Origin of the sequence: Herpetosiphon geysericola, from assembly GCF_001306135.1 — a bacterium.
Taxonomy (GTDB): domain Bacteria; phylum Chloroflexota; class Chloroflexia; order Chloroflexales; family Herpetosiphonaceae; genus Herpetosiphon; species Herpetosiphon geysericola.
Map to the genome: position 1 here is coordinate 594,711 of NZ_LGKP01000025.1, position 16,621 is coordinate 611,331.

The 16,621-nt window shown below is 51.2% G+C and carries 15 protein-coding genes; 6 read left to right on the plus strand and 9 right to left on the minus strand.

Annotated elements, in window-relative coordinates; all coding sequences use genetic code 11:
• Window positions 1–10: 10 nt before the first annotated feature.
• The 4 genes from SE18_RS18305 to SE18_RS18320 form a co-directional block, all read right to left on the minus strand.
• Window positions 11–715: an ABC transporter ATP-binding protein gene (locus tag SE18_RS18305; protein ID WP_054535891.1), complete on the minus strand. Its 705-nt coding sequence runs from the start codon at window positions 713–715 to the stop codon at window positions 11–13.
• Window positions 699–1,502: an ABC transporter ATP-binding protein gene (locus SE18_RS18310; protein WP_054535892.1), complete on the minus strand. Its 804-nt coding sequence runs from the start codon at window positions 1,500–1,502 to the stop codon at window positions 699–701. Before SE18_RS18310 ends, SE18_RS18305 begins: the two co-directional genes overlap by 17 nt.
• A gap of 268 nt (window positions 1,503–1,770) precedes the next feature.
• Complete coding sequence (locus SE18_RS18315) at window positions 1,771–3,120, minus strand: substrate-binding domain-containing protein (protein WP_054535893.1); 1,350 nt, start codon at window positions 3,118–3,120, stop codon at window positions 1,771–1,773.
• 75 nt (window positions 3,121–3,195) lie between these two features.
• Window positions 3,196–4,467: an AfsR/SARP family transcriptional regulator gene (locus SE18_RS18320; RefSeq protein WP_054535894.1), complete on the minus strand. Its 1,272-nt coding sequence runs from the start codon at window positions 4,465–4,467 to the stop codon at window positions 3,196–3,198.
• 485 nt (window positions 4,468–4,952) lie between these two features.
• Between SE18_RS18320 and SE18_RS18325 the strand changes: the two genes are divergently transcribed.
• Complete coding sequence (locus SE18_RS18325) at window positions 4,953–5,498, plus strand: DUF1697 domain-containing protein (RefSeq protein ID WP_054535895.1); 546 nt, start codon at window positions 4,953–4,955, stop codon at window positions 5,496–5,498.
• A 22-nt stretch (window positions 5,499–5,520) separates the two neighbouring features.
• Window positions 5,521–5,976 (plus strand): peptide-methionine (S)-S-oxide reductase MsrA, encoded by a 456-nt coding sequence (gene msrA, locus SE18_RS18330; protein ID WP_083470004.1) that lies wholly within the window; start codon window positions 5,521–5,523, stop codon window positions 5,974–5,976.
• Here the strand turns inward: msrA and SE18_RS18335 are convergent.
• Entirely contained in the window at window positions 5,963–6,880 is a 918-nt protein-coding gene (locus tag SE18_RS18335; protein WP_054535897.1) for an NAD(P)/FAD-dependent oxidoreductase, read from the minus strand. The two genes, msrA and SE18_RS18335, sit on opposite strands and share 14 nt — an antisense overlap.
• Window positions 6,881–7,028: 148 nt before the next feature.
• Window positions 7,029–7,601: a 2'-5' RNA ligase family protein gene (locus SE18_RS18340; protein WP_054535898.1), complete on the minus strand. Its 573-nt coding sequence runs from the start codon at window positions 7,599–7,601 to the stop codon at window positions 7,029–7,031.
• Window positions 7,602–7,758: 157 nt separating this feature from the next.
• Here SE18_RS18340 and SE18_RS18345 point away from each other — a divergent pair, with 157 nt between their 5' ends.
• Window positions 7,759–8,184 carry a hypothetical protein gene (locus tag SE18_RS18345; RefSeq protein WP_054535899.1) on the plus strand — a complete coding sequence of 142 codons (426 nt, stop codon included), beginning with the start codon at window positions 7,759–7,761 and terminating at the stop codon, window positions 8,182–8,184.
• Window positions 8,185–8,240: 56 nt separating this feature from the next.
• Here SE18_RS18345 and SE18_RS18350 read toward each other — a convergent pair whose 3' ends face one another.
• Window positions 8,241–10,622 carry an aldehyde dehydrogenase family protein gene (locus tag SE18_RS18350; RefSeq protein WP_054535900.1) on the minus strand — a complete coding sequence of 794 codons (2,382 nt, stop codon included), beginning with the start codon at window positions 10,620–10,622 and terminating at the stop codon, window positions 8,241–8,243.
• Window positions 10,623–10,739: 117 nt separating this feature from the next.
• Between SE18_RS18350 and SE18_RS18355 the strand changes: the two genes are divergently transcribed.
• A complete protein-coding gene (locus tag SE18_RS18355; protein ID WP_054535901.1) occupies window positions 10,740–10,964 on the plus strand; it encodes a hypothetical protein in 225 nt (74 codons plus the stop codon).
• Window positions 10,965–11,086: 122 nt separating this feature from the next.
• On the opposite strand, the gene trxB is transcribed toward SE18_RS18355, so the two are convergent.
• Complete coding sequence (gene trxB, locus SE18_RS18360) at window positions 11,087–12,037, minus strand: thioredoxin-disulfide reductase (RefSeq protein ID WP_054535902.1); 951 nt, start codon at window positions 12,035–12,037, stop codon at window positions 11,087–11,089.
• A 115-nt stretch (window positions 12,038–12,152) separates the two neighbouring features.
• Complete coding sequence (locus tag SE18_RS18365) at window positions 12,153–13,061, minus strand: DMT family transporter (protein WP_054535903.1); 909 nt, start codon at window positions 13,059–13,061, stop codon at window positions 12,153–12,155.
• Window positions 13,062–13,701: 640 nt separating this feature from the next.
• Between SE18_RS18365 and SE18_RS18370 the strand changes: the two genes are divergently transcribed.
• Window positions 13,702–15,093, plus strand: a complete 1,392-nt coding sequence (locus SE18_RS18370) for a cystathionine beta-synthase (protein WP_083470005.1) — start codon at window positions 13,702–13,704, stop codon at window positions 15,091–15,093.
• A gap of 194 nt (window positions 15,094–15,287) precedes the next feature.
• Window positions 15,288–16,412: a galactokinase gene (gene galK, locus SE18_RS18375; RefSeq protein WP_054535904.1), complete on the plus strand. Its 1,125-nt coding sequence runs from the start codon at window positions 15,288–15,290 to the stop codon at window positions 16,410–16,412.
• The last annotated feature ends 209 nt before the right edge of the window (window positions 16,413–16,621 follow it).

Below are 16,621 nucleotides of genomic sequence, written 5' to 3' on the forward strand. Positions count from 1 at the left end.
TCAACACCTTTTAGGCAGCACCAAGGTAGCGCTGAATTAATTGGGGATTGCCCCGCAGCGCCGTCATCGTGCCATGATCAACAGTTCGGCCATCATCGAGCATATAGTAGGCTTGGCTGATGGCGCTGGCCATCCGAAAGTTTTGTTCAACCAACACCACCGTGGTATGTTCGCTCAGCGCGGTAATTGCTCGCATCATTTGTTCGATAATTACTGGTGCAAGGCCCTCGCTTGGCTCATCAATCAATAGCAGTTGGGTTTCAGGAACCAAGGCCCGCGCAATTGCCAACATCTGTTGCTGACCACCAGAAAGTTGGCTGCCGAGCAACCGTTCGAGCCGCTGCAAATCGGGAAATAGGCTGAAGATCAAATCGCCGCGTCGCCGTAAATCGCCCCGTTTGCGTTCAGCCAAAATCAAATGCTCAGTTACGGTCAAATCGCGGAAAATTGCCCGATGCTCTGGCACATAGCCAATGCCTAATTGGGCAATTTTGAAGGTGCGCAAGCCATTAATTCGTTGGCCAGCAAAGCGAATTACGCCAGTTTGGGGCGGCGTTAAGCCCATAATCGATTTGAGGGTGGTGGTTTTGCCAGCGCCGTTGCGCCCAAGCAGCGCGGTAATGCTGCCTTGCTCGGCCTGCAACGAAACATCATGCAAAATATGATATTGCCCGATGAAGGTCTGAATTTGCTCAACTTCAAGAATTGGTGTCATGGGCGACCTCGTGAGGCTGGCTTAGCACATCGTCATACAATTCGCCAAGGTAGGCTTGCTGCACCCGTTTATCTGCTGCAATCGCTTGGGGCGTGCCTTCGGCCAAGACGCTGCCACCATGCATCACCGTAATTTGATCCGAAATGCTCATTACCACATCCATGCGATGCTCAACCAAAATAATCGTATGTTGGCCGCTTTGGCGCAGTTGCTGAATAATCTCAATCAATTCGGGCACTTGGTTGGCGGCCATGCCAGCAGTTGGCTCATCGAGCAGGAGCAAGCGGGGTTCACTAGCCAGCAACAAGGCTAATTCAAGCTTGCGTTTATCGCCGTGGGGCAAGGCACTGGCGAGCATATGCTCAACGCCGCGCAAACCAACTAACTTGAGCGCGGTTTGTGCTCGCTCGTGGTAGCGCTGAAAACGATCGCTATGCTGCCAAAATTTGAAGGTATCGCGGCCCCGTGCTTGAGCAGCCAAACGCACATTTTCGGCTACCGTCAGCGATGGAAACAAACTGGTAATTTGGTAGGCGCGGCCAATACCAAGGTGAATCATACGGTGCAAGGGCTGGCCGGTAATATCGTTGCCAGCAAAAAATACCTTGCCGCGGCTGGGCTTAATCGCGCCGCTAATCATGTTGAAGAAGGTCGTTTTTCCGGCCCCATTTGGCCCAATAACCGAATGAAACGAGCCTTCTTCAACTGCGATGCTTACATCACGCACCGCCTGCAAACCACCAAACGAGCGCGAAAGATGGTCAGTTTTCAGCAAAACGTTTGGCATTGAAAATTCCTTTGATTTGCTAGTTGAGGGATGGGGATTCTTTCAAGGATAGGTTTTTAATCAAGTATTGGATCAAAGAATTGATTGGTGATCACCGCCCTTCCGTCCCGCCTCAAGGCGGGAGACGCAGGGGGCTTTAATCCCCCTGCACCCCCTCAAGGACAATTAGTGGCTATCATCCATTCACTGATGAACCAAAGAATTGCTGTTCGAATTGTAAAATCCAGATCCTAACCGATCCCCGACCCCTAACTACTGAACCCTCGGCTTACTTCGTCACCATCACTGGCGGGGCGGTTTGTTCAGCAGTGCGTTCTTGCAGCAACTCAAAGAACTTCGCATCAGGATCGCTGGTGCTGATCAATTTGACCATGTACATTGGCTGAAGCGCTTGATGATCGTCTTTGCGGAAGGTGTAGGTACCTTTTGGTCCTTCAAAGCTCATGCCTTCGAGCGCTGCGATCAACGCATCGGCGTTGGTATCGCCCTTGGTTGCTTCCAAACCGCGCACAGTTGCAATGCCCGAGGCCATGCCTCCAGCGGTAAAGAGATCAGGGTACGAACCATATTTGGCTTTGTGCTGTGCAACCAACCAATCGTTGACCTCATTTTTGGGTAAGGTGTAGTGGTAGGCGATCATGCCAACCGAGCCAACCGCATCGGCATAAACCATTGGCATAGTCACGTTATCGCCAAAGCCGGTTGCCAAGGTCAATTTATCGAGCACGCCTTGCTCTTGCATTTGCTGGAACAAACGTGGGAAGTTCGAGCCAGCCCAGGTGACCATCAAGACTTTGGCCTGTTTTTCGTCGGCGGCATCAAGCAATTTTTGCAAGTATGGCGTAAAGTCGGTTGTATCGGCGGGAATAAACACATCATCGGCGACGAAGGTTCCACCGTTGGTCTCGATGATCGAGCGCCACGATGCTGCTGAGCCTTTGCCAAAATCGGTGTCAGGAGCCAATTGTACAAACTCTTTGCCAACGTTCTCGACCATGTATGGGCCTGCGGTCAAGGCATCTTGCAAGGTATTGCGGCCAGTGCGGAAGACAAAACGATTGAAATTCGAGCCAGTAATTTGTGGCCCAGCTGCCGGATCAATCATCGCAATGATGTTGTTTTCTTTGGCAATTTCAATCACGGTTAATGCGCTGGAGGTCGAGGCGCAGCATTGCAATAATTCAACGCCATCTTTTTCAATCAGCTCGCGAGCCAATTGACGAGCGCGTTCTGGGTTGTTTTCATCATCTTTGACAATCACTTCAATGGGGCGGCCAGCAACTTGCATCGTGCCGTTGGTGGCATATTCCAAGCCCAACATAAATCCATTGATTTCTTGGCTGCCATACAGCGACAAGGCTTTGGATTGATCGGTGATCAGCCCAATTTTGATTGGTTTGCCATTCGCGGCAGCGCTAGCGCTGGTTGGCGCAGCGGTTGGTTCGGTGCTTTCTGTGGTTGCGGCGGGAGCGGTCGTCGCGGGAGGAGCTTGGGTGGCTTGGGCCGATTCGCTGGTCGGATTGGTGGTGGTTGGCTCAACTCCGGTGCCACTGCTACAGGCAGCCAACAGCTGAATTGCAGTAACCAGAATGATCAACATCGAAATCAAACGCTTCATTACGTGCGTCCTCCTTTGGACTATGCAATTGAAGTAGCTCTCACTTCAGCATAGCAAAGGCTAGTTACACTTGAGTTACACTCGTTGCAGCGTTTGTTCTGCTTGCTGATAGGCCGCTTTGGTCGCAGCCAGCGGCGCTAAGCCCAAATCGTGCTCCAGCGTTTGTTGGCAGCGCTGGTAGCTGCGTTGCAATTGTTGGCGCTTGCCAAGCTGAGCATAGGCCATAAAACTTGCTTGATAGGCAGTTTCTTGATAGGGATCAGCGTGCAGCGCCGCCTCTGCCCATTCCAAAGCCTCGTTTGGCTGGTGTTCGGCCAGCAATAAGTGGGCCAGATCGCAGGCAGCTTGCACATACTTTGCCCGCAATTGTTCACGCAGCCCATTAGCCCAATCGCTGTACAAACAATCGCCCAAAAAATCGCCAGCATACATATTGAGCGCTTGGCGATAGCAATTAATCGCCTCTGGTCGATTGCTGGCTTTGGTTGCGCGCTGGAGCAATTGCTCAAAACGCAGCAGATCAAGCTGAATCGGCGCGGTATCAAGCGCCAAGCGATAGGCACTATGGCGGCGTTGAATATAGCTTGAGGCTTGGCGCGTTGGGCGCTCTGGCTCCAACACGGCGGTTAGCGCATTCAGCGCCACTTTAAATTGGGCTTCTGCATGGCTTGGCGCTAAATCTGGCCAAAACAGCTCGCAAATTTGCTCACGCTGTATCCATTGGCCACGCTGGGTAATTAACATGCCCAGCAAGGCAATTGCCGATTTGCGGCCCCAATTGATAATCTCACTTGAGCCACGCCATGCTCGCAGTTGGCCAAAGGCTTGCACATGCAACACATGCGGGGCTTGCCAATGGCTTGGTGGCAAAATCAAGTTTGCCTGTTCATGAATAATAATCCCGCTGCTGGCTGGCTCGCTGCCAAGTTGGTCAAGCTGTTGGAGCGCATTAATCCGCGCCTCGGTCATCACCAACATACCAAGCGAGATAATGGTGTGGGTGCGTTCCAGCCACCACGCCAAGGCTTCTGGCTCATGCTGCAAGGCTTGTTTCAAAAATTGGGTCATCACGTTGGTCGAAAGGTGCGTTACCAACATGCTATGGACTGGTGAAATGCCTTGTTGCGCTCGTTGCACTGCTACATTGCGCCAATAATCTGCATACACCGAGGTTGTGCCTTGGGCCAAATCAATCTCGATTGAATGAATCGCGTTGTAGAGCGCCATTTTGACATGCTGCTGCGGCAAACTGGCATACACAGGCACATGGTTCGCAACAATTTGCGCAGAAACATGGTCAACAAAATCGGGCAAGAGTTGGTGAAAAACACGTACTACCTGTTGCATACGCTACTCCTCAGCAGTGAGGTGATGGTTGGTCGAAGCAGTTGGGGTTATTTAAGCATTGAAGCAATATTATAGCAGAGCTACGAAAAGGATGAGGGATGAAGAACAGAGAGCAAGAACATAGCGAAAGGATGAAGGATGAGGGATGAGGTGCTCGGGATCAGGGGCTAGAGGTCGGGGATCGGATTTTTAACGCAGCGGCGCAGAGGGATGAGGCTATCGGCTGTAGGCTATGGGCTGTGGGAAGCATAATCAGAGATGAGGCTATCGGCTGTAGACTATGGGCTATGGGTTAGTGGAAAAAGAATCAAAAAAATCTGTGCCAATCTATGACGAAAAACTTAACCTTCGCGCTCTTCGCGTTCTTCGTGGTTTCCGTCCTTTGTGCTCTTCGTGCTCTTCGTGGTTAAAAAAACTCTGCGCCGCTGCGTTAAAATCTCGCTCTCTGGTATACTCGTACATATTTGCTAAAAAGCGAGGCAGCGATGAGTACAGTTGCTTTTTTACGTGCGATCAACATTACCAACCATTTTGTGAAGATGGAAGATTTGCGCGCAGTGTTGGTTAATCAAGGTTTTGAGAATGTCCAGACCTACATTCAATCGGGCAATGTGGTCTTCGCTGATCCAACGATCAGCTATGCAGAGGCCGAAACATTGATTAATCGCCAGCTTGAGGCCCGTTTTGGCTTTGCAGTCGAAACATTTTTGCGCTCAGCCAGCGAGTTGGTCGCGCTTGAACAAGCTTGCCCATTCGAACCAAGCGAAATCGACCCCAAAGCCGCGTTATATTTGACCTTTGTGCGCCATGAGCCTGATGCAGAGGCCCAAGCCCGTTTGGCCAAACACCAAAACGAATTGGATACATTTCGCATTACTGGGCGCCATGTCTGGTGGCTGCGCCATAAACAGGTTGGCGAGAGTAAGTTTAGCGGCGCGAAATTAGAACGAGCACTCAAACAAGCAGGAACCGCCCGCAATATCACCACAATTCGTGCTATGATCACTAAATATGGCTTTACAAACGCCTAAACATCAAGCCAAAGGTGGGCATATGCACGAGCGAATTATTGTTGGGGCTGGCTGTTTTTGGGGTGTCGAAGAAGCGTTTCGTGCCATTACAGGTATCATCCAAACCCAAGCGGGCTATGCTGGCGGCTGGGTTGAGCATCCAAGCTATGAGGATGTTTGTGCTGGCACGACTGGCCATGCAGAGGTCGTGCAATTACAATTTGATCCAACGATCATCAGTTTGGCAACGCTATTGAACCACTTCTGGGCAATGTTGGAGCCGCCGCTCGATTCCGATCCACAATATCGACCGCTGATTATTTGCAGCACTGCCGCCCAGTTGGAGCTAGCTCTGGCCAGTAAGCTAGCGCAACCGCGGCTTGCCGATCTCAGGATTGAAATCTTAATCGATCTGCCGTTTTATCCCGCCGAGGAGTATCATCAACAATGCTACAGCAAATGGCGCATGCGCTTCGAGCGCAGAGCTAAAGCTGTTTAATCAGATCTTGAATCAGTTCGTGATTGATGCCAGCGCCTGCCATCGCTCCCCCAGCAGCGGCATTGATTGCTTGTTGCATGCCTGCGGTGGCATCGCCAGCAGCATATACGCCCGGCACGCTGGTTTGGCCAAGCATTTGAACTTTGATCAAGTTTGGCATTTGGGGATTGTCGGAAACTTCGCAGCCTAATTGGGCTGGCAATTGGCTGCGTTGGCGTTGGGGCACACCAATCAACAAGCCGCTGCGGGCTAATGGCTCGCCTTGGTCAAAAACCAAATGAGTCAATTGGCCATTGGCTTGCTCAATGCCCACCAAGCGATCTTCGCGAATTGGCAGGTTGAGTTTGGCCAAGATTCGGCGTTGTTCTGGGCTAAGTTGAGCCTCGCCATTGGTACAAACCACCAAATCGCTGCTCCAGTTTTGCAGCAAGGTTGCGACATGAAACAGGCGATCTGCATCGGACACTAAGACCGCCAACGGTTGATCGCGCACTTCCCAGCCGTGGCAGTAGGGGCAGTGAAACACGCTCGATCCCCATAATTCGGCCATGCCTTCAATTGCTGGCAATTCGTCGATCACGCCTGAGGCAATTAATAATTTGCGGCTACGTAATTCGCTGCCATCATCAAGCGTCACCACAAAGCCGCCATCAATCGCTTGAGCATGCTCGGCAGTGGCAAACCGTACTTCCACACTTGGATAAGGCTTAAGCTGATCGCGGCCAATTTGGCGTAGCTCTGCTGGCAAAATCCCATCCCGCGAAAGAAAATTATGCACGCCAGGCGATTGGGCATTGCGCGGCTGCTGGCTATCGAGCACCACAACGTTACGCCGCGCCCGCCCCAACACCAAGGCTGCACTCAAGCCAGCAACGCTGCCCCCAACAATAATCACATCAAGCATTCTAGAACTCCTTATTGATACTTGATATCAATATATAAGAATTTTGTTGAATTGTCAAATTTGTAATGATCGTTATAGTGAATAAGCATTGCGCTATTCTATTAGAAATAACAGCTCAAGGACGCTTCGGAGTTGGATCAATGTCAGCCTAGCTGTTGTCGTGGCTTGATGGAGCAGCCAATGGGTATTGGGCAACATCGATCACAGCGGGCGGAATGAGGATTCCGATACCTTCAATCATGCCATCAATGGCTTGCCAGTGCTGAGCGCACGTCTCGACGATCGCCATAACCTGGGTTGATGTTTGCCCTCGTGCAAGGGTACAATGCGGCATCCAAGCGTTCTCGCCCAAATGATGTGCATATTTGAGTGGCGCACTGCCGAGCGCTGCACATGCCGTGAGGAGTGCGCTATGGAGTGTGAGTAATGGTGCAGTTACTCGTGGCGCAAGGAAGACAACTCCCGTCTCTGGAAAGATACCCAGAGCATGCAACCGGATAGGAAACGCCTGCTGTGATTGGGTGAATTTTTCCAGCAATTGCTGATAGGTTGTCCAATCACTGGTGTCATAGGCCGCTAGCGTGATATGCGGGCGATGGCCATGAATCCCTGGTAGCGAAATTCCAGCATCTGCAAGCACATGCCACAGGCGATTAATGGCTTGCTCAGTTGCTCGATCAAAATAAAGGGTAAGAAAAATTGTTGTTGGAGAATTGGTCATGGCTCTACCTAGTTTGCCGCCTATGCTATACGGATTCTCTCATACTAGATGATTATAGCATCGTAAATAGAATGAATATAGCACATAGAGATTGATACTAAAAGTGATGTTTAGAGGTTCATGACTAAGTTGAGATTATTAGGAGGAGGGCTTAAAAATGTGGCTGCGCTTAAGCAGTAGCGTTATCCAAATAATCCTGTTATTGCTGATCATTAGTGGTTGCACTGCCTCAAACCCGACCAGCCAACCAACAGTTGGGTTGGTATTCCCCCAAGTACGGCCTAAAAGTATTGGCCAAGTACCGCAAGCCATTGCCAGCGGCGAACTGATTATTCGGGGTAATTGCTTGCGGCTAGAGCCTGCCAATAATCAAGTAAGCTACCTGATTATTTGGAATGATCAATTTCGGCTTGAAAAAACGACGATCAGCGACCTCAAAACCGCTCAGCAGGTGGTTGGTGGTTCAGAGGTACGGCTTGGTGGTGGTGAGGTTCAGCCAGAATTTTTCACGCATTTGATGGCTCCACTCAATAATGCGTGTAGCGGCCCATATTGGTTTGCCACCGAGATTAATCCAAACTAAAACGAACAAGCCCGACTCCTGGATTGGAGTCGGGCTTGCTTGGTTCAATTCGGCGATTATGCGCCGTAGGGAACCCAGATATTTTTGATTTGGCTAGCGTGGCGCAAAAATTCTTCGCCCTCGCCAACTCGTCGATCGAGCCAATCGCGGCTTTCGCCGTAGTTGACCCAAGTTTGTTTGAGGTTGCCAATTGAACTGCGCTCAACCAAGGCGCTGCCCTCAGCACTGCCCCAATACCACAATCCATCAACGTCGTTGTGCTCGGCCAGCACTTTGGCCAAGCTATCGCGGTCGCCAGTGATGATGTTGACCACGCCAGCAGGCACGTCGCTGGTATCCAGCACTTGATACAAATCGGTGGCTGAAAGCGGGTGTTCTGCTGATGGAATGAGGATCGCGCTATTGCCCAAGGCGATGGCTGGCGCAAGCAGCGAAATTAGGCCCAACAATGGATATTCGTTTGGACAAACCAAGCCAAGCACGCCGATTGGCTCGACCATGGCGAGAGTTGCGTTGCGCACTGGCGTGGCATGCACCGCGCCATCATATTTATCGGCCCACGCTGCGTAGGTAAATAAGCGCTCGATTGATGTTTCAACTTCAAGCTCTGCATCGGTACGGCCTGTTTGTTGGCGAATGCGTTGGGCAAATTCGCTGGCGCGTGCCCCAAGGTTTTCGGCCAAGAAATAGAGCACTTGCGCGCGGTTGTAGGCGGTTGCTGCCGACCAGGTGTTGGCTGCGCTACGGGCCACTTCGACCGAATTGCGAATATCTTTGCGGCTGCCATCGCCAACTTCGCCCAGAGTTTCGCCGTTGCTACCAACCACAATGCGGCTATAGCCTGAATCGGGGCGGGCTTGCTTGCCGCCAATATAGATTTTGGGTGTGCGATCAAGCGCTGGCAGGCCATTGCTCACAGGGCTGGCAACTGCTGGTGCGGTTGGGCTAGCCTTAGTTTTGAGCTTCTTCACCTCAGATTTTTTGAGGTATTCGTATAAGCCTTCTTTGCCACCTTCGCGACCGTAGCCGCTTTCACGATAGCCGCCGAAGCCTGCTGCTGCATCAAACAGATTGGTGCTGTTGATCCAAACCACGCCTGCTTTGACCCGGGCTGCGGCGTGGAGCGCGACGTTAATATCTTCGCTCCAAATGCTAGCGGCCAAGCCAAAACGGGTGTTGTTGGCGATGGCAATCGCTTCATCAGGGGTGCGGAAGGTCATTGTGACCAAGACTGGCCCGAAAATTTCGACTTGGGCCAAGGTTGAGGCGGGAGCTACATTGGTAAACAAGGTTGGTGGGTAAAAATAGCCATCGGTTGGGCAGGCCCACGATGGTTGCCATTTTACTGAGCCTTCTTGCTCGCCTTCGGCCACGAGTTGCTCAATTTTTTGCAACTGAGCTGGCGCAACAATCGCCCCAATATCAATCGCTTTATCCAAGGGATCGCCGATGCGCAATTGCTCCATGCGGGTGCGCAACTTGCCAATCAGCTTATCGGCGATGTTTTCTTGCACCAACAAGCGTGAGCCAGCGCAACAAACTTGGCCTTGATTGAACCAAATCGCATCGACCACGCCTTCGACCACGCTATCGAGATCGGCGGTGTCATACACGATAAACGGCGATTTGCCGCCAAGCTCCAAGGAAAGCTTTTTGCCAGTGCCAGCGGTGGCGCTGCGGATAATTTTGCCAACCTCGGTTGAGCCAGTAAAGGCAATTTTGGCAATATCAGGATGCTTGACGATTTGCTCGCCAACTTTGCCATCGCCAGTGACGATGTTAACTACGCCTTTGGGCAAGCCAATTTCATGGCAAATTTCAGCAAACGCCAAGGCGGTTAATGAAGTCCATTCGGCGGGCTTCAAGACCACTGTGTTGCCCATGGCCAAGGCTGGAGCAATCTTCCAAGCCAACATCAACAATGGGAAGTTCCACGGAATAATTTGGCCGACCACGCCCAACGGCTCGTAGCCTGCCAAATCGCTCTCTTGCAACTGCGCCCAGCCAGCGTGATAATAGAAATGGCGCGCAACCAGCGGAATATCAATATCGCGAGTTTCGCGAATTGGCTTGCCATTGTCGAGCGTTTCGAGCACTGCAAAGCGCCGCGAATGCTTCTGGATTTGGCGCGCCAAAGCGTACAAATAGCGTGCGCGCACATGGCCGCTGGTTTGCGACCATGCAGGAAAAGCCGCCTTGGCAGCAGCCACAGCAGCATTAACTTCATCGCTGCTGGCTTGGGTTACTTGCGCCAACACGCTGCGATTAGCAGGATTGATCGAATCAAACAAGCGCTCGTTGGCGGCTTCAGTCCATGTACCATTAATATATAGCCCGAAACGACGGCTATGGGCATCTAGCCACTCGTGGGCAGGAGCAGCTGCTTCTGGGGCGGGGCCATAGCTCATTGTTTCGTAAATCTCCAGCAATGTGCTCATCGTCGAGTCCTCGTGTGTGTTATTCAGTCGTTTTGTGCCATCCTAACAGGCTTAAGCGATTCACGCAAAGGAATCGTTGCAAGCTAATGCAGGCTTTTACGCTTCGGAGGAATTGCTGTGAATCAGGAAGTTGTCGATCGGATTCCATTTGAAATCCAGCAACGGATTGTCTACGATTTTTTATTGTTGCGCGAGGATATTCAACCTTCGATCAGTGTGCTCGTTAGCTACCGCAAGCTACTCCAAGTGGCTCCAGCAACGATTACTCCCGATAATTGCCAGCAATTCATGCAATCAATTGATCAGGCAATCGAACAGCTAGAATGGTGCTATCAAACCTAGCTTAGAAAATTGCAGCAAGAATGAAATTTCAATGTTTGAGCTTTATTGATTGAAGCTATAAAAAGAGGGCCGAGGAATAGTTAATTCCCCGACCCCCAACAACCGATCCCCAGCCCCCAGTTTTACCACTGCGCCAAGCTGGTTTGTTCGTGCTCGATTTGATCCAAGAACCACGAAGCTTCCATTGCCGCCATACAACCGCTGCCAGCGGCGGTGATTGCTTGGCGATAGACGTGATCTTCGACGTCGCCAGCCACGAACACTCCAGGAATATTAGTGCGAGCGCGGCCTGAGCTTACGATGTAGCCATTTTCATCCAAATCGATTTGATCTTTGAACAACCATGTGTTGGGAATATGCCCAATGTAGGGGAACACGCCATCGGCGGCAAAGGTTGATTCCTCGCCAGTTTTGACATTTTGCAAGCCTACGCCTTCAACCTTGACCGTGCCTTCAATCTTGGTTACCACGGTATCCCAAATAAACTTAATTTTGGGGTTATTTTGGGCGCGTTCGATCAACACTGGGTCGGCGCGCAATTGGTCGCGGCGATGGATAACGTGCACTTCTTTGGCATAGCGAGTCAGGAATAAACTTTCATCCAAGGCACTATTGCCGCCGCCAACCACGACCAAGGTTTTATCGCGGAAGAAGAAGCCATCGCACACAGCACAATAGGAAACGCCGCGATTGGCCAATTCTAATTCGCCTGGCACGCCCAATTTGCGGGGCGAAGCGCCAGTTGAAATAATCAAGGTTTCGGTTTCGACAATCGTGCCGTTATCAATATGCAGCTTGAAAGGCCGTTCGCCCAACTCAACTTTTTCGACAATTCCATCTAAAAAGTGGGTGCCAAAACGGGCTGCTTGTTTTTCCATTTTATCGGCTAAATCAAAACCATTAATCGCATCGGGGAAGCCAGGATAATTTTCAACTTCGCTGGTGGTGGCAATCAAGCCGCCAGGCTGAATCCCGCGAATAACCAACGGGGTTAAATTGGCCCGCGCAGCATATAGCGCCGCTGTCAACCCTGCTGGCCCCGAACCAATCACGGTTACTTTTTGCTTTTCCATCTGAATAAGGCTCCTTTGTTGGCAGCATCCCCGCATTTCCAGTTGGCATGGTCGCTGCATGTCGCATCAGTATAGCACGACTTATTGCTAGTATACATCAATTTTGTAATAAACGCTACACTTTATTGTTTGATGCTGCTTTTTGAGTATTTACCAGCCAAATGCCGCCAATTACCAAGCTACCGCCAACGATTTGAAAAATCTGCAAAGGCTCGTTTAAAAGCGGAATTGAGATGAGCGCGGTCAAAACAGGCTGGCCCAACAAGCTCACCGACGCGGTGGCAGCTTTAATGTGGCCAAGCGCATAATTAATTGCCAGCCAGCCGCCAAGGTGCGAAACCAAACCCAAGCCAAGCAACGACCACCACGTTTTGGCGCTAAAGCCAACAATGCTAAACCCGCCGATCCAGCACATTAAGCCCAAAATCACCACGCTCACGACGATGCCCAAAGTCATAAAGGTGAGGGTATCAAGCTCGGTGCGGGCGCGTTGGGTTGTTAGCAAATAGGCTGCATAAAAACCACCAGCTGAGATCGCCAGCAAATCGCCACGGCTGATCGTGAGCTGCTGCACATTCTCGCCCATAATCACCACCACGCCAATGAGGGCAATCGCCATGCCCCACCAAAAGCGTTGCGGCAAGCGTTCGCGAAAAATCAGCCACGCCCCCAAGCCAACCCACAACGGCGCGTTATTGGCAAACAAGGTTGAATTGGCTGCTGAAGTCAGCAAAATTGCCGTGTTCCACAAGGCCAAATCGAAGGCGAAAAAGACGCCGCCTAGCAGTGAAAGTCGCGTTGCCTGCTTGGGCAGATGTTTGGGCCGTTTGGCAAACCACCATGGCACTAAAATAAGCGCTGGAATGAGCATGCGATAAAAGGCCGAAACCGGCCCTGGCACAGCAGCCCATTTGACCCAAATCGCCGATAGCGCGATACAAACAATTCCAATTGCGAGCGCCACATAGGCCCGCCACGGAATTTCTACTCGATTTTGATTGGTTGAGACTTGCACTGCCTGCATCAAGCACCTGTTATCTACACACCCTAGGTTGTGCACGTATTCGTATATGCCAATATGGCCAGTGTACCATGAAGAGCAGAGAGCAAGGAAAAGGCAAAAGGCAGAAGGCAGAAGGCAGAAGGGATGCGGCGCTTGGCTATAGGCTGAGGGCTTTGGGGGCTTGAAACATCAATCTGTGGAATCTGTGGCTAAAAAACTATTCGTTTCATTGGGGGGCGGGCTTTTAACACAGCGGCGCAGAGAACGATGGCTTTGGGATATTGGCTGAGGGCAATTGGAACAATAATCTGAGTCAATCTGTGGCGAAAAGCTTCGCGATCTTCGCGTGCTTGGCGGTTTTCATCCTTCGCGTGTCTTCGTGTCCTTCGTGGATCAATGCTTCCCCAACCCCCAACAACCGATCCCCAAATCCTATGTTCTATGCTCTTTGTTCTATGTTCTCACCTTCATCATTCATCCATCGCTTTGCGCCGCTACGTTAAAAACCCAATTTTGTCATTCCATGGACTTAAATTTCAGCCCTCATAATTCTTCCTTCATACTTGGTTTGTGCTACCATGAGGCGAAGCTTTTGCTTGCAGCAATGAATTTTTACGATTAGGATAGAAGCATGACTGATCAATCACCGCAGGAGCACCCAATGACAGAGACGGCAACAATGGCGATGCCGCAAATTCACGACACCATTTTGGACGCGATCGGCAATACGCCCTTGGTTCGGTTAAATCGCGTCAATCGTGGGGTTCGCGCCCAAGTCTTGGCCAAAGTCGAATACATGAATCCAGGCGGCTCGGTCAAAGACCGCATTGGGATTGCCATGATCGAGGATGCCGAGCGCTCAGGCCGCCTCAAGCCAGGTGGCACGATTGTTGAACCAACCAGCGGCAATACCGGCGCGGGCTTGGCAATCGCTGCGGCAATTCGTGGCTACAAAACGATTTTCGTAATGCCCGACAAAATGAGTGACGAAAAAATTCGTTATTTGCGTGCTTTAGGCGCGAAGGTTGTCATTACGCCGACCGCCGTCGAGCCAGATGATCCACGCTCGTATTACTCGGTTTCCAAGCGCTTGGCCGAAGAAACACCCAACGCAATTTTGGCTGGCCAATATTGGAACCAAGCCAACCCCGATGCCCACTATCGCTCAACTGGCCCCGAAATTTGGCGCCAGACCGCTGGTAAAATCGATGCCTTTATTGCTGGCATGGGCACGGGCGGCACGATTAGCGGCACAGCTAAATTCTTGAAAGAGCAAAATCCCAATATTCAAGTTGTCGGTATCGATCCAGTTGGCTCGTTGTATACCGAATATTTCCGCACTGGCCAGCTTGGCCCAGCCTTTGGCTACAAAGTCGAAGGCGTCGGCGAAGATTTCTTGCCAACGACCATGCACTTCCAATATGTTGATGATGTGGTGCAAGTTGGCGATAAAGAATCGTTCGTGATGACCCGCCGCATGGTGCGCGAAGAAGGCCTGTTTGTTGGCGGCTCGTGTGGCATGGCTGTGGCTGGCGCAATGCGTTGGTTGCGGGCGCAAAATTGGGACGAAAGTAAAACCGCAGTGATTTTGCTGCCCGATTCTGGCGTGCGCTACATTAGCAAAATCTTCTCCGACGACTGGATGCGTGAAAATGGCTTCTTGGAAAGCGAACCAATTAGCCAATTGCTCGATATTCGGCCTCGGGCGGTTATTTCGGCTAAGGCAACCCACACGGTTGCCCAAGTTATTCAAGATATGAAGGCCAACGATATTTCGCAAATGCCAGTCGTTCGCGATGATGGTACCTTGGTTGGCTTGATCACCGAAGTCGATTTGTTGGATTACCTGCTTTCGGGCGCTGGCCAAATGGATCACCAGATTAGCGATATTGTCAGCAGCGCCGTGGCAACCGTTGGGCCAGATACCAGCATCGATGCCTTGACCGAAGTATTTAGCCGTGGTCAAGTAGGCGTTGTGGTCGATGAATCCGAGGTTGTGCGCGGGATCATCACCAAAATTGACATGATTGATTATTTAGCGAATAAGGCATAAGATCTAGCCGATCGCTTTCGTGCGTTGGCTTGCAAGATCAGCTTTGGCGCATCCCATCAGACAGTTGCGATCAGCACCCAGCTTTAAGTTTGGGTGCTGATTCTGCATTAATCCTCTGCTGGACTCCGCTTAACTAGGCATTGCTCCTTGGCCAGCTAACGTACTCATCAATAGATATTTGGAGCATTTTGGTTATGACCGAGGTTAATGCTGGCTTTTTTGTTCGTTCGCCTGGGCGAGTTAATTTAATTGGTGAACACACCGATTACAACGCAGGCTTTGTGATGCCACTGGCGCTTGAGCGCGGCACGACCTTTCAAGTACAGCCCCGCGCCGATCAGCAATTGATTGTGCATGCCTTACGGTTTAATGCCCATGATCAGGCCGATTTGGCCAATTTGGCCGCCGGAACCCATGGCGATTGGCGCGATTATGTGCGGGGCACTGCCCAAGCGCTGCTCGATGCTGGCTATCAACTACAAGGTGCTGAGATTAGCATCGATGGCGATTTGCCCTTGAGCGGCGGGCTAAGCTCATCTGCCTCGCTGGAAGTTGGCTTGGCATTTAGCCTTTTGCACGCCCAAGGCATCACGATTGCCCCAACCGAATTGGCCAAAATTGCCCAGCGCGCCGAGATTGAATATGCCCACGTCAATTGTGGGATTATGGATCAACTTTCGATTGCCGCAGGCGTTGCTGGCCATGCTACTCTGATCGATTGCCGCTCCTTGGCGATCGAGGCTGTGCCGATTCCTGCCGAAGTTGCGGTGTTGGTGATTGATAGTAACGTGCCACGTACCTTGGCTGGCTCGGCCTACAATCAACGCCGCGCTGAATGCGAGCAAGCAGTAGCGATTTTGCAACAGCTTGACCCAAGCATTCAAGATTTGCGCGATGTCAGCAGCGATTTGCTGGCCCAAGCTGCCGACCAAAATTTGTTTGATGATGTGATTTATCGACGTGCCCGCCACGTTGTGAGCGAAAATGAGCGCGTGCATAAGGCCGCCGCTGCATTTCGGGCTGGCGATTTTGGCTCTGTTGGCGCGTTGATGAACGAATCGCATTGGAGTTTGCGTGATGATTATGAGGTCAGCGGTCCAGAGCTTGATCAGCTGACCGAACTGTTGCGCGAAATGCCAGGGGTTTGGGGTGCGCGGCTTACTGGCGCTGGGTTTGGCGGCTGTTGTGTAGCCTTGGTCGAAGCGCCTCAGGTCGATGCGGTGATTGCCGCCTTAGCCCCAGCCTATCAGGCAGCGACTGGCCGTACATGCGAAGCATTTAGCACCAAAGCATCTGCATTAACTGTTGAAAATAAATAAACGTATTTAACGCAGAGGCGCAGCGAGCAAAAGGATGAGTTATGAGGGATGAAGGATGAAAATTCTAAATCTCGCTCAAAACTACTAATCAACCCTCGTTTTCGCAATTTAAAAATTCTGCGCCTCTGCGTTAATATCGTGGTTCAAATTAAACTTGTGCAAAAGAGATTAATGTAGAGGTGCAGAGAAGAAGAGGCTTTTGGCTATGA